The sequence below is a fragment of the Mycolicibacillus koreensis genome (assembly GCF_002104795.1).
GTDB classification, from domain to species: domain Bacteria; phylum Actinomycetota; class Actinomycetes; order Mycobacteriales; family Mycobacteriaceae; genus Mycobacterium; species Mycobacterium koreense.
In genome coordinates this window covers 1-13,672 of record NZ_NCXO01000046.1, presented here as the reverse complement: position 1 = coordinate 13,672, position 13,672 = coordinate 1, and the positions used below count along the sequence as shown (strand labels likewise).

The 13,672-nt window shown below is 70.9% G+C and carries 11 protein-coding genes; 6 read left to right on the top strand and 5 right to left on the bottom strand.

All coding sequences use genetic code 11. The features are described 5' to 3' along the window. Positions 1 to 3: 3 nt before the first annotated feature. Positions 4 to 2,922, top strand: a complete 2,919-nt coding sequence (mmpL3, locus tag B8W67_RS16560) for a trehalose monomycolate exporter MmpL3 (RefSeq protein ID WP_109561809.1) — start codon at positions 4 to 6, stop codon at positions 2,920 to 2,922. 1 nt (position 2,923) lies between these two features. Here mmpL3 and B8W67_RS16555 read toward each other — a convergent pair whose 3' ends face one another. Continuing rightward, the gene (locus B8W67_RS16555) at positions 2,924 to 4,069 is read right to left on the bottom strand and encodes an AI-2E family transporter (protein ID WP_085305086.1); all 1,146 of its coding nucleotides are present in this window, start codon (positions 4,067 to 4,069) and stop codon (positions 2,924 to 2,926) included. Positions 4,070 to 4,376: 307 nt separating this feature from the next. On the opposite strand from B8W67_RS16555, the gene B8W67_RS16550 reads away from it, so the two are divergent. Beyond that, positions 4,377 to 4,754, top strand: coding sequence for a DUF3054 domain-containing protein (locus B8W67_RS16550; protein WP_372507466.1), 378 nt, complete (start codon positions 4,377 to 4,379; stop codon positions 4,752 to 4,754). A gap of 9 nt (positions 4,755 to 4,763) precedes the next feature. Here B8W67_RS16550 and B8W67_RS16545 read toward each other — a convergent pair whose 3' ends face one another. Next, the gene (locus B8W67_RS16545; protein WP_163797219.1) at positions 4,764 to 5,327 is read right to left on the bottom strand and encodes a hemophore; all 564 of its coding nucleotides are present in this window, start codon (positions 5,325 to 5,327) and stop codon (positions 4,764 to 4,766) included. A 253-nt stretch (positions 5,328 to 5,580) separates the two neighbouring features. Here B8W67_RS16545 and B8W67_RS16540 point away from each other — a divergent pair, with 253 nt between their 5' ends. The 3 genes from B8W67_RS16540 to B8W67_RS16530 are packed head-to-tail and all read left to right on the top strand — an operon-like array spanning position 5,581 to position 9,442. Next, positions 5,581 to 8,508 carry an MMPL family transporter gene (locus B8W67_RS16540; RefSeq protein ID WP_085305084.1) on the top strand — a complete coding sequence of 976 codons (2,928 nt, stop codon included), beginning with the start codon at positions 5,581 to 5,583 and terminating at the stop codon, positions 8,506 to 8,508. Beyond that, on the top strand, positions 8,505 to 9,020 hold the full coding sequence (locus B8W67_RS16535) for a hypothetical protein (protein WP_069393626.1): 516 nt from the start codon (positions 8,505 to 8,507) through the stop codon (positions 9,018 to 9,020). The genes B8W67_RS16540 and B8W67_RS16535 overlap by 4 nt, the downstream gene beginning before the upstream one ends. After that, positions 9,017 to 9,442 carry a CoA-binding protein gene (locus tag B8W67_RS16530; protein WP_085305073.1) on the top strand — a complete coding sequence of 142 codons (426 nt, stop codon included), beginning with the start codon at positions 9,017 to 9,019 and terminating at the stop codon, positions 9,440 to 9,442. The genes B8W67_RS16535 and B8W67_RS16530 overlap by 4 nt, the downstream gene beginning before the upstream one ends. Before the next feature lie 27 nt (positions 9,443 to 9,469). Here the strand turns inward: B8W67_RS16530 and B8W67_RS16525 are convergent, their stop codons facing one another. Both B8W67_RS16525 and B8W67_RS16520 read right to left on the bottom strand, forming a co-directional pair. Next, positions 9,470 to 10,195, bottom strand: coding sequence for a hypothetical protein (locus tag B8W67_RS16525; RefSeq protein WP_085305071.1), 726 nt, complete (start codon positions 10,193 to 10,195; stop codon positions 9,470 to 9,472). Then, positions 10,192 to 10,797, bottom strand: coding sequence for an Rv1363c family protein (locus tag B8W67_RS16520; RefSeq protein ID WP_085305068.1), 606 nt, complete (start codon positions 10,795 to 10,797; stop codon positions 10,192 to 10,194). Before B8W67_RS16520 ends, B8W67_RS16525 begins: the two co-directional genes overlap by 4 nt. 38 nt (positions 10,798 to 10,835) lie before the next feature. Between B8W67_RS16520 and B8W67_RS16515 the strand changes: the two genes are divergently transcribed. Beyond that, the gene (locus B8W67_RS16515; RefSeq protein WP_085305066.1) at positions 10,836 to 12,815 is read left to right on the top strand and encodes a M13 family metallopeptidase; all 1,980 of its coding nucleotides are present in this window, start codon (positions 10,836 to 10,838) and stop codon (positions 12,813 to 12,815) included. 31 nt (positions 12,816 to 12,846) lie between these two features. Here B8W67_RS16515 and B8W67_RS16510 read toward each other — a convergent pair. Then, the coding region (locus B8W67_RS16510) for a L,D-transpeptidase (protein WP_109561808.1) at positions 12,847 to 13,672 on the bottom strand (826 nt) is incomplete at its 5' end.

Here is a 13,672-nt window from a genome sequence, read left to right as displayed (position 1 = left end):
TAGGTGTTCGCCTGGTGGGGACGAATCGTCTATCGCTACCGGTTCATCGTGATCGGGACCATGATCGCGGTCTGCGTCGGCGGCGGTGTCTTCGGGATGAGCCTGGGCGACCACGTCACCCAGAGCGGGTTCTACGACGACGGCAGCGAATCGGTGCAGGCCTCGGTGCTCGGTGACGACACCTACGGACGCGACCGCACCAGCCACGTGGTGGCGGTGTTCACCCCGCCGGGCGACAAAACCGTCGACGACAAGGCGTGGCAGAAGACGATGGTCGACGAACTGAACACGTTCGTCGACGACCATCCCGACCAGGTGATGGGCTGGGCCGGTTGGCTGCGCGCCCCCACCAGCGACATTCCCCTGATCAAGGGGATGGCCACCGAGGACCGCAAACACACGTTCGTGTCGATCCCGCTCAAGGGCGACGACGACGACGCGATTTTGAACAACTACCGCGCCGACACCGGCGGGGTCGCCCCCGACCTGGCGAAACTCAACGACGGCCACGTCGAGTTGGCCGGGTTGCAGCCGATCGCCGACGCGTTGACCGGCACCATCGCCACCGACCAGCGCCGCATGGAGGTGCTGGCGCTGCCGCTGGTCGCGGTGGTGCTGTTCTTCGTGTTCGGTGGGGTGGTCGCCGCGGTGCTGCCGGTGCTGGTCGGCGGGCTGTCGATCGCCGGGGCGACCGGGATCCTGCGCCTGGTCGCGATGTTCGGACCGGTGCATTTCTTCGCCCAACCGGTGGTGTCGCTGATCGGGCTGGGCATCGCGGTGGACTACGGGTTGTTCGTGGTGAGCCGATTCCGTGAGGAGATCGCGGAGGGCTACGACACCGAGGCGGCGGTGCGACGCACCGTGATCACCGCGGGCCGCACCGTGGTGTTCTCCGCGGTGCTCATCATCGCCTCCGGCGCCAGCCTGCTGTTGTTGCCGCAGGGCTTCGTGAAATCACTGACCTACGCGCTGATCGCCGCGGTGTCGCTGGCCGCGCTGCTGTCGATCACGCTGCTGCCGGCGATCCTCGGGGTGCTGGGCACTCACGTCGACGCGCTGGGCGTGCGCACCCTGTTGCGCATCCCGCTGCTGCGCGACACCCCGTTCTTGCGCCGCATCGTCGACTGGTTCGTCGAGAAGACCCAGAAGACCAAGACCCGCGAAGAGGTGGAGGCCGGGTTCTGGGGCCGGCTGACCAACTTCGTGATGAAACGGCCCCTGATCTTCGCGATCCCGATCGTGATCGGGATGATCCTGCTGATCATTCCGCTGGGCAAGCTGTCACTGGGCGGGATGAGCGAGAAGTACCTGCCGCCGGACAACCCCGCGCGGGTGGCCCAGGAGGACTTCGACCACCTGTTCCCCGGCTATCGCACCGAGCAGTTGACGCTGGTGATCAAGAGCACCGACGGCGCCAAGGTGACCGATGCGCAGGTCAACGACATCCGCAGCAAGGCCGCCGCGATCCCCGGGTTCACCGACGAGCACTGGGAGGAACGGCCCTGCCCGGAGGTCGCCGACGGCCCCTGCGTGGACGGGCACCCCGAGGACGATTCGGTGCGGGTCATCCAAAGCGGGCTGGAGAACCGCGACGACGCCGCCACCAAACTCAAGGAGCTCCGCGCGATCACCCCACCCAAGGGGCTGCAGGTGCTGGTCGGCGGCACCCCGGCGCTGGAGCAGGACTCCATCCATAGCCTGATCGCGAAGGCGCCGCTGATGCTGGTGGTGCTGATCACCACCACCATGCTGTTGATGTTCCTGGCGTTCGGCTCCCTGGTGCTGCCGATCAAGGCCGCGGTGATGAGCGTGCTCACGTTGGGCTCCACCATGGGGATCTTGACGTGGATCTTCGTCGACGGGCACTTCGCCGGGGTGCTGAACTTCACCCCCACCCCGCTGATGGTGGTGATCATCGCGTTGGTCGTGGCGGTCGGCTACGGGCTGGCCACCGACTACGAGGTGTTCCTGGTCTCCCGCATGGTGGAGGCCCGAGAATCGGGGATGTCGACCACCGAGTCGATCCGCATCGGCACCGCCACCACCGGGCGGTTGATCACCGCCGCCGCCCTGGTGCTGGCCGTGGTCGCCGGCTCGTTCGTCTTCTCCGATCTGGTGATGATGAAGTACCTGGCGTTCGGGCTGATGGCGGCGCTGCTGCTGGACGCGACCGTGGTGCGGATGTTCCTGGTGCCGTCGGTGATGAAGCTGCTCGGCGACGACTGCTGGTGGGCGCCGCGCTGGATGAAGCGGCTGCAGAACCGTATCGGGCTCGGCGAGATCCACCTGCCCGATGAGCGCAAGCGTCCGGCCGTGCGGCCCCGCTCGGCGATGGCGGCCCTGCCGTCGGGCTCGGGCGCGGCGACAGCCAGCCCGACAGGGAGCCCGACGGGGAGCCCGACGAAGACCCCGCACGATCCGACCCGGCCCACTCCCGGCTCCGGGCGCGGCCCGGGCAAACCGGATCCCACCCCGCCGACCACCCGTCTGGGCGGTGCGGACACCCCGCCGACCACCCGGATGACGCGCAGCGCGCCCCCGGCGGCACCGCCGGAGCGTCCGGCGCGGACCAGCCCGCCGCCGCCGTCGGAGTCCCCGGCGTCGCGCTCGGACCGGGACCTGGAGTCCTGGCTCGGTGAGTTGCGCGGCACACCGCAGCGGCCCACGCCGCCGCCCCCGTCGCAGCCCAGCGACCCGGCGGGCCGGACCGAGGCCATCCCCACCCCGCGCGGCGGCTCCGGGCGCCCCGGCGACACCGACGCGGCCACGACCGCCCTGCCCAAACCGCCGAAGGACACCGGCGAGGCCGACTCGCCGCCGACGGAGAAACTGCCCGGCCGGGGCGGGCGGCCCAAGGGCCGGCAGCGCCACGGCGACGGGGTCAGCGCGCAGGATCTGCTGCGCCGCGAGGGCCGGTTCTGACTCAGTCGACGCGGTCGGGGCGGGCGCTGATCCGCACCGGCTCCTCGCCGTCGGCCGCGGCGGCCACCTCCTCGGCGTCCTCCTCGGTGGGGGCGATCAGCACCCGCACCGCCCGGTCGAGGAACGCGATCGCCGGCACCGCCAGCAGCGCGCCGACGATCCCGGCCAGCACCGCGCCGGCGGAGATGCCCAGCACCACCGCCAGCGGGTGAATGGAGACCGCCCGGCCCATCACCAGCGGCTGCAGCACGTGCGACTCGAGCTGGTTGACGCCGATGACCACGAGGAACGCGATCATCCCGACCAGCCAGCCCTTGGCGATCAGCGCGATGATGACCGCCAAGAACCCGGTGAGCACCGCACCGACCAACGGGATGAACGCCCCGAGGAACACCAGGGAGGCCAGCGGCAACGCCAACGGCACCCCGAGGATCGCCAGTCCGGTGCCGATGCCGATCGCGTCGACGAGCGCCACCACGAACGTCGCGCGGGTGTAGCCGATCAGCGAGCGGAACCCGGCGATGCCGGCGGTGTGGACCTTCTCGCGCACCTCGGTGGGGAAGATGCGCACCACGAACTGCCAGATGTTGCGGCCCCCGTAGAGGAAGAAGATCATCGTGAACAGCACCACGAACATGCCGGTGACGATCTCGGTGAGGGTGCCCGCGGTCGACAGCGCCCCGCTGGTCAACGCCGCCTGGTTGGTCTGCAGCATCCGGGTGACGCTGTCGCGGAGGTGATCCATCTGCTCGGCACTCAGATGCAGCGGGCCCTGCACCAGCCAGGCCCGACTGGAGTCGACGACCTGGGTGACCTGGGTGACCAGCCCGGGCACCCCCTCGACGAACTGGCTGACGACGAACGACAGGATCCCCCCGATCGCCGCCAGCCCGGACAACAGCAGCAGGAACACCGCCAGCCCGCGGTGCACCCCGTGCCGGTCGAGCCAGTCGACGCCGGGCAGCAGCAGCGCCGAGAGCATCAACGCCACCGCCACCGACACGAAGATGACCTCGAGGCTCTTCATCACCCACAACAGCGCCACCAGCGCGGCCAGCAGGATCAGCAGCCGCCACGCCCAGGCGGCGCCCTTGCGGACCAGCGGGTGCACCGCGGCGTCGGCCGGATCGTCGTGGGGAAGGGTCATCGCTGTAGCGTAGCCGCCGCCGCGGTGCGACAGCGGCAGGAAACCGGTCGCCGATGCGGGCCGCTGACGGCCGTGTCGCTGTCGGTGGACAGCCGGCGCGCCGGCCGCGCCTCCCGTCGGCGCCCCGGCTCGTCCAGCCGCACGTTTGCGTGCGTTCTACGGCGCTGAAAACGCACGCAAACGTGCGGCTCGACACGCTCGACGGCATCCGCTCGGGCGATGTGATCAGCTAGTGGGGTCAGAAAGCGCGAACGCCGGCCCCGAGGGACCGTGAAGCGCGAGAAAACGCAGAGAAGGTGAGCACCCGGTGAACCCCGACACCCCCGCACCCCGCGGCGCACTGCCCTGGCCACTGGCCGCCGGGCTCGATACCGCCGCGGTGCTGCTCTTCGCCGCGGCGGGGCGCCGCAGCCACGAGGAGTCGCTCACTGCGGCCGGGGTGGCCGGTACCGCGTGGCCGTTTCTGACCGGGACGCTGATCGGGTGGCTGCTGGCCCGCGGCTGGCGTCGCCCGACGACGGTGCCGACCGGGCTGATCATCTGGGCGCCGACCGTGCCGGTGGGTATGGCGCTGCGCGCGCTCACCGGGCAGGGCACCGCCGCAGCGTTCTGGGTGGTGGCCACGGTGAGCACCGCGGTGCTGCTGGTGGGGTGGCGCGTGATCGCGCGGGTGGCCCGCCGCTGACCGCGCAGGTCAGTGGGTGGTGGCGTCCACCGCGGCGGGCAGCTCGCCGGTGTTGTTCACCACGCCGGCCGGGCCGGGCAGCCGACCGGTCTTGCCGAGCACGTCGGCCGGGTTGGGCAGCTGTGCGGGCAACTGCCCGGGCAGCCCGCCCTGGTTCTGCACGTTCTGCAACAACCCCAGCATCTGCGGCAGCGAGATCGGCAGCTCGCACTTGGTGGTGAGGTCGGTCAGCGGGGCACTGATCTCGCGCAGGTCGTTGCCGACCTTCGGGTTGGCGTCGAAGTAGCTCTTGAGTCCCATCAGGGTCTGCGGGCCGGCCTGCTCCTTGAGCGCCTGGCTCAACACCCGGTCGGTTTCGGGGTTCTTCTCCAGGTACTCGCCGGTCTTGTCCGAGACCGAGCTGACGGTCTTGGCGACGCTGCTCGCCGCGCACGGGTCGGGTTTGGCGACGGCGGTCGGGGCGCCCAGCACGCTCAACGCACCGCCGAGGGCGGCCGCGGCCACCGCCACGCCGACCTTCGAGGTGGCCCCAAACGCGGCACCGAACATGGCCTCAAACGTGGCCCTAGCCATAGATAGCTCCTTTAACTTCACGACCCACGCCCAAGTGTGCCACCCGCCGAGCGGACCAACGAATTCCGCGCGCTCGATGAGACTCATTCCACAGTCAGTGGGGCCGGTGTGGACGCGCACCGAGGCCGCCCACCACAATGGGGGCGAGTGGTTCGATCTGCCCCCGAATCGAGAACGGGAAGCCTACCATGTCGCGGTAGGTTGACGGCCACAAGGCGTGCGCGGATACGGGAGACCGAAGATTCAGCAGTTGATGATGCACCTCAGCCGCAACCTGCGCAGGTTCCGGTGGCTGGTGTTCACCGGATGGCTTCTGGCCCTGCTGCCCGCGGTGTACCTGGCGTTGACCCAGTCCGGGCAGCTCACCGGGGGCGGTTTCGAGGTTTCCGGGTCGCAGTCGCTGTACGTTCAACACCGGCTCGAGGAGCACTTCCCCACCGAGGGCGCCTCACCGCTGGCGTTGGTCGCCGCGCCGCGCTCCGGGGCCAGCTATGAGGACATGGCCGACGCGGTCTCCGAGTTGCAGCGCGCCGCCGCCGCGGTGCCCGCCGTCTCGGTGGTGCCCGATCCGACCCAGCCCGATCCCCGGCCGGACCGCCCCTATGTGGTGATCCTGCAACTCGACTTCGACAACACCGGGGCGGTCGACACCGCCCGGCAGCTGCGCCAACGCATCGGGGTGGACGGCGAGGAGCCCGGCCGCACCGACAACGGCCAGGTGCGCCTCTACGTCATCGGGCAGGGGGCCCTCGGCGCCGCCGCCGCCGACAAGACCAAACAGGACATCGCCCAAGCGGAGCGCTGGAACCTGCCGGTGGTGCTGATCGTGTTGCTGGCGGTGTTCGGGTCGCTGACCGCCGCGACGATCCCGTTGGCGCTGGGGGTGTGCACGGTCGTCGTGACGATGGGACTGGTGTATCTGCTGTCGGAGTTCACCACGATGTCGGTGTTCGTCACCTCGACGGTCTCGATGTTCGGCATCGCCTTGGCGATCGACTATTCGCTGTTCATCCTCATGCGCTACCGCGAGGAGCTGCGCGCCGGGCGGCAGCCGCAGGAGGCCGTCGACGCGGCGATGGCGACGTCCGGGCTGGCGGTGGTGCTCTCGGGGCTGACCGTGATCGCCTCGGTCTGCGGGATCTACCTGATCAACACCCCGGTGCTGGTGTCGATGGCCACCGGCGCGATCCTGGCGGTGGCGGTGGCGGTGCTGACCGCGGCGACGCTGACCCCGGCGGTGCTGGCCACGTTCGGGCGCCGGGCCGCCCAGCGCGCCGCGCTGCTGCACTGGTCGCGGCGCCCCGAGCTCACCGAGTCGCGGTTTTGGACCCGGTGGGTGGGGTGGGTGATGCGCCGGCCCTGGCTGTCGGCGCTGGCGGCGGCGACCCTGCTGATCTTGATGACGGCCCCGGCGTTCACGATGGCGCTGGGCAACAGCATGCTGCGCCAGTTCGACTCCTCCCATGAGGCGCGCGGCGGGATGGCCGCCGCCGCCCAGGCGCTGGGCCCCGGCGCCCTGGGCCCGGTGCGGGTGCTGGTCACCTTCCCCGACGGCGCGGCCTCCGCCCCGGGCCACGCCGCCACCCTCGAGAGGCTCAACGCGGCGATGCAGCAGGCCCCCAACGTCGTGTCGGTGTCCCCGCCGGTGTTCTCCGACGACGACGCCGGCGCGCTGATCTCGGCGGTGCTCGGCGTGGATCCGGAGGACATGGCGGCACGCCAGAGCGTGGACTGGATGCGCGAGCAGTTGCCGGAGAGGGCCGGGATCGCCGCCAGCCAGCTCTCGGTGGGCGGGCCGACCGCACTGATCAAGGACTTCGACGACCGGGTGGCCGCCACCGAGGGGTGGGTGCTGGTATTCGTCGCCCTGATCGCATTCGTGATGCTGCTGCTGGCGATCCAGTCGGTGGTGCTGGCGCTCAAGGGCGTGCTGATGACGATGCTGTCGGTCGGCGCCGCCTACGGCAGCCTGGTGGTGGTGTTCCAGTGGGGCTGGCTGGAGCAGTTGGGGTTCAAACCGCTGTCCTCGATCGACTCCACCATCCCGCCGCTGGTGTTGGCGATGACCTTCGGGTTGTCGATGGACTACGAGATCTTCCTGCTCACCCGGATCCGGGAACGTTTTCTGGAGAGCGGGAACACCCGCGACGCCGTCGCCTACGGGGTGAGCACCAGCGCGCGCACCATCACCAGCGCGGCGCTGATCATGATCGCGGTGTTCATCGGGTTCGCGTTCGCCGGGATGCCGCTGGTCGCCCAACTGGGGGTGGCGTGTGCGGTGGCGATCGCGATCGACGCTACCGTGGTGCGCCTGGTGCTGGTGCCGGCGTTGATGGCGATGTTCGCGAAGTGGAACTGGTGGCTGCCGCACTGGCTGGACCGGGTGCTGCCGTCGGTGGATTTCGAGAAGCCGCTGCCGGAGGTCGATCTCGGCGATGTGGTGCTGATCCCCGACGATATCTCCGCGCTGGCCGCGCCCGCCGCCGACCTGCGGATGGTGCTCAAGTCGTCGGCCAAACTGCAGCACCTGGCGCCGGAGTCGGTCGCGGTGGCCGATCCGTTGGCGTTCAGCGGCTGCCAACGCACCGGCGCCGTGGGGCACCGCGCCCCGGCGCTGGCCTCGGTGGGCACAGCGCGACGCATCACCGGGCGCGCCGCGCCGCGCACGGTGCGCCCGGTGCACCCGGTGACCGTGTGGTGCTGCCGGTTGCGGATCGCGTTGGACGCCTTGCAGGCCGAGTCCGACAGTGTCAGCCGGCAGCTGCGCCGGATCAGCCCGGTGGAGATCACCACCGTCCAACTGGCCACCGGTGACCGGTTGCAGATCCCCACCGCCGCGGAGACGGTGCGCCTGAAGGGCTATCTGTTGGCGACCCGCAACAGCCGGCGCGACTTCGTCGAGTTCGCCGACCTGGTCGACGCGCTGGAGCCGGCGGCGGCGGCGGTGGCGCTGGCCGGCATCGATGCGCACTACCGGGCGCGCTCGTCGCAGCCGCGGTGGATCGCCAGCCAACTGGTGCGCCGCCTCGCCGATCCGCGCCCGGTCGCCGATCCGGCCGATCTCCACACCGCCGACGGCGGTGACGCCGACACCGGCGACGGTGCTGCCGACCCCGACTGGGATGATGTCCGCAGGCGCTGCCTGGCGGTGGCAGTGGCGATGCTCGAGGAGGCGAGGTGACGGTGACGGCGGATCCGCACAGCGCGCCGACACCGCGGCGGCGCAGCCCCCAGCCGGGGTACGCCGGCCTCAACGACCGGCCGGTGGAGTTCTGGCCGACCGCCGCGATCCGCGCGGCACTGGAGAACGGCGACATCTCGGTGTGGAAACGCATCGTCGTCGCCCTCAAACGCGACCCCTACGGGCGCACCGCCCGCCAGGTCGAGGAGGTGCTCGACGGGGCGCGCCCCTACGGCATCTCCAAGGCGCTCGCCGAGGTGCTGGCCCGCACCCGCACCCACCTGGAGGCCACCGAGCGCGCCGAGGTCGCCCGTCACGTGCAGCTGTTGATCGACCGATCCGGATTGAGTCGCCACGAGTTCGCCTCCCGCATCGGGGTGTCCACCGACGAGCTGGGCTCATACCTCGACGCCACGATCAGCCCGTCGGCGGCGCTGATGATCCGGATCCGCCGGCTCTCCGACCGGTTCGTGAAGATGAAGGCCCAACGCGCAGGAGGCGCCGACGAATGACCGATCCGACGGTGACCGACGCGGCGACATTGCAGACGATCCTGGCCGAGACCCGCACGATCGCGATCGTGGGCGCCTCGGCCAATCCGGCCCGGCCCAGCAACGAGATCTACCGCTACCTGGCCGGCACCGGGGCCTATGAGCTCTACCTGGTGAACCCGACGATCACCGAGATCGACGGTGTGCGGGTCTATCCGAAACTCGCCGACCTGCCGGTGATCCCGGATCTGGTGGACGTGTTCCGGCGTCGCGACCAGCTGCCGGCGGTGCTCGCCGAGGTGCTGACGCTGACACCGCATCCGCGCACCCTGTGGCTGCAGTCGGGACTGCGCGACGCCCAGGTGGCCCGCGACGCCGCCGCGGCGGGCCTGCGGGTGGTGATGGACCGCTGCATCAAGGTCGAGCACGCCCGGCTGAGCTGACCGCCCTACGGTGAGCGCCCACAGCGCTCACCGGGTGTGCAGCGGCGCCACGTCGACCACGCGCCAGCCGTCGTGCACCGCGGTGTCGGCGCCGGCCAGTTTCGTCAACGCCACCCGCAACGCCAGCACCCGGCGCTGTGGGGACTCACCGGCCGCGGTGCGGGTGCTCGACACCAGCACCGTCGCGCTCGCCGCCGTGGCGCTCAACGCCTCCAGTCCGGCCGACAGGGTCACCGCCCGGATGGTCACCTTGTCGTGGATCATCGTCTCGGCGACGGTGGCGAGGTCTTGGCGCAGCAGGTCGGCACGTTCGGGCACCATCAGCGCCGCCGCCTTGTCCGCCGCGGCGTCCGGGTCGCGCGGGGAGAACGACGAGGTGGCCTCGGCGACCTCGGCGGCCACCGCCACCACCTGCGCGGAGTCGGCGGTGAAGGCGCGATCGGGCACCGTCCAGCGGGTGTAGCCCACCGCCAGCGCGGCGACCAGCGCGGCCGCCGCCACCGCGACGACCGCCAGGCGCAGCCCGGGCCGGTCGTCATCGGTGCCGACGGTGACCGCGTCGCGCCGCCACAGCCACCCGTTGACCGCCACCGCCTGCACCAGCAACACCAGCAGCACCGAGCAGACCGCCACCCACCAGCGCGGCCACGCCAGCACCGCACCGATGCCCAGCAGGCCGGCCGCGATGCCGACGGGGGCGGCGATGTCGAACACCGCGACCCGCAGCCCGTTGCGGGTCGGTGCGAGCCTCATCGCAGGAACTCCAGGCCGGAGATCATCGGGGTGCCGTCGACGTCGGAGACGTCCAGGCGCAGCGTCCAGCGCACCGGCGCCTGCTCGCCCGCGGCGTTGTCGGCCACCGAGGTGGCCACCACCAGCGCGGTGTCGGTGCGGCTGGCCAAATCCGGCGGCAACGTCGGGCGCGGCGGGCGCCCGCTCTGCTCGGCCGGGTCGTGGTGCAGCGACTCCAGCGCGACCGCGTCGATGCGGCCGGTGGAGCGGGACTTCAGTTGCCGCACCACCGCCAGGTAGGGCGCCATGACGGATTCGAACTCGGCGTTCAGCGGCCCGACCGTCCCGTCGTGCAGCGCCTGCATGGTGGTCGCGACGTTGTCGGTGTCGATGTTGGCCAGCAGATCCACCCAGTCGGCGGCCACGGCCAGCACCTCCGACTCGTACTGGCGCTCGGTCTGCTCGCGCCGATGGCCCGACCAGACCAGCACGCCGAGCGCGATCGCGGTCACCGCCACCACCGCCAGCACCGCCGAGGCCAGGCCGTAGCCGGAGAAGACCGGCCCGGCCCCGTCGGCGTCGTCGCCGGGATCGGGGTCGCTGGAGGGCTCCGCGTCGGACATGGCCGTGAGGCTACCGTGCGCCGTGACAGGATGGCCCGATGACCGATGCAGCCGTACGCTCCGGCATCGACCTGAGCCACACCGATTCCCGGATCCGCCCGCAGGACGACCTGTTCGGCCACGTCAACGGCCGTTGGCTGACCGAGTACGCGATCCCCGCCGACCGCGCCACCGACGGCGCGTTCCGGTTGCTGTTCGACCGCGCCGAGCAGCAGGTCCGGGCCCTGCTGGAGGAGGCGGCCGCGGCGCCCGACGGCAGCGACGCGCAGCGCATCGGTGACCTCTACTCCAGCTTCCTCGACGAGGCCGAGGTGGCGCGCCGCGGGGTGGCCCCGCTGCTCGACGAGTTGGCCGGAATCGACGCGGCCGCCGACGCCGACGCGTTGGCCGCCGTCCTCGGAGGCCTGCAGCGCACCGGGGTGGGCGGCGGCGCCGGGCTCTACGTCGACACCGACGCGAAGGACTCCACCCGGTATCTGGTGCATGTGGCCCAGTCCGGTATCGGCCTGCCCGACGAGTCCTACTACCGCGACGACACCCACGCGGCGGTCCTGGCGGCCTACCCGCGGCACATCGCCGCGATGTTCGCCCTGGTCTACGGCGGGGATCCGGCGGACTTCGCCGGCGACGCCGCCGCGATCGTGGCGCTGGAGACCCGGCTGGCGGGTGCGCACTGGGATGTGGTCAAACGCCGCGACGCCGACCTCACCTACAACCTGCGCCGGTTCACCGACCTGGCCGCCGAGGCACCCGGATTCGGCTGGGACGGCTGGGTCAGGGCATTGGGCGCCACCCCGGCGGCCGTCGCCGAACTGGTGGTGCGCCAGCCCGACTACCTCACCGCGTTCGCCGCGGCCTGGGCCGACGCCGATCTGGCCGATTGGAAGCGGTGGGCGCGCTGGCGGTTGATCCACGCCCGCGCCGGGATCCTCACCGACGCGCTGGTGGCCGAGGACTTCGCGTTCTACGGACGCACCCTGTCGGGCACCGAAGCGCTGCGCGAACGCTGGAAGCGCGGCGTCGCACTGGTGGAGCGCCTCCTCGGCGACGCGGTCGGCAAACTGTATGTGCGCCGGCATTTCCCGCCGGAAGCGAAGGGCCGGATGGATGAGCTGGTGGCCAATCTGCGGGAGGCCTACCGGGTGTCGATCCGTGACCTGGACTGGATGACCCCGGACACCCGGGAGCGCGCCCTGGCGAAACTCGACGCGTTCACCCCGAAGATCGGCTACCCGGTGCGTTGGCGAGACTACGGCGCCCTGCGCATCACCCGCGACGACCTCTACGGCAACTACCGGCGCGGCTACGCCCACGAGTTCGACCGCGAGCTGGCCAAACTGGGCGGCCCGGTCGACCGCGACGAATGGTTCATGACCCCGCAGACGGTCAACGCCTACTACAACCCGGGCATGAACGAGATCGTGTTCCCCGCGGCGATCCTGCAGCCGCCGTTCTTCGACGCCGACGCCGACGACGCCGCCAACTACGGGGGGATCGGTGCGGTGATCGGCCACGAGATCGGTCACGGCTTCGACGACCAGGGCGCCAAATACGACGGTGCCGGCAACCTGGTCGACTGGTGGACCGACGCCGATCGCGACGAGTTCGCCACCCGCACCACCGCGCTCATCGAGCAGTACAACGGCTACACCCCGCGCGGGCTCGCGCAGGACCACCGCGTCAACGGGGCGTTCACCGTCGGGGAGAACATCGGCGACCTCGGCGGGCTGTCGATCGCGCTACTGGCCTACCAGTTGTCGTTGGGCGGTCGGGAAGCCCCGGTCATCGACGGGCTCACCGGTGTGCAGCGGGTGTTCTACGGCTGGGCGCAGGTGTGGCGCACCAAGTCCCGCGACGCCGAGGCGATCCGCCGCCTCGCCGTCGACCCGCACTCCCCGCCGGAGTTCCGCTGCAACGGGGTGATCCGCAACATCGACGCGTTCTACGAGGCGTTCGACGTCGCCGAGACCGACGCGCTGTATCTGCCGCCGCCGCAGCGGGTGCACATCTGGAACTGACGTCCGGACCGTGCGCCCCGGCGCGGGCGGGTCAGATCTGCCAGTCCTGGGAGCCGTCGTTCTTGGTGTACAGGCCCACGGAGTTCTTCACCACGACCGGGTCCCCGCTGCCGAAGTTGTCGAAGAACCACTTGGCGTTCTCCGGCGACAGGTTGATGCAGCCGTGGCTGACGTTGCGCTTGCCCTGGTCGGCCACCGACCACGGCGCGCTGTGCACGAAGCCACCGCTGTTGTCGATACGCACCGCGTCCTTGACCTTCAGCTTGTAGCCCCACTCGGAGTCGACCGGCACCCCGTAGGTCGAGGAGTCCATGACCACCTCGGGCATCTTCTCCAGCACGTAGTAGGTGCCGTTGGGGGTTTCGTGCCCGCCGGCGGTCATCCCCATCGACATCGGGAAGACCTTCTCCACCTCGCCGTTGCGGGTGATGGTCATCTCGTGGGTCTCGTCGTCGGCGGTGGCGACCAGCGAGTCCCCGGTGCGGAACGTCGACTTGGTGCCGGCCGCGTCGATGGTGACCACGGTGTGTGCCGGCCAGAAGTCCAGCGGCCGCCACCGCACCTGGCTGGGCGTCATCCAGTAGAACTTGCCGGGAACCGGCGGGTTCGACGAGATGTGGATGGCCTGCTCGGCCATCGCCTGATCGGCGATCGGGCGCTGGAAGTTGATGATGATCGGTTTGGCCACCCCGACCAGCGAGCCGTTGAGCGGGTTGAACGACGGCGGCAAAAACGGCGCCTCGCCGGTGAACGGCTCCGGGTTCTGCCCGGCCGGGATGGTGCCCGGCGCCACCGACGGCGCCGACGGGCTCGATGCGGGGTCGGCCGGGGGTGCCGGCGGTGCCGGGGGTTCCGGC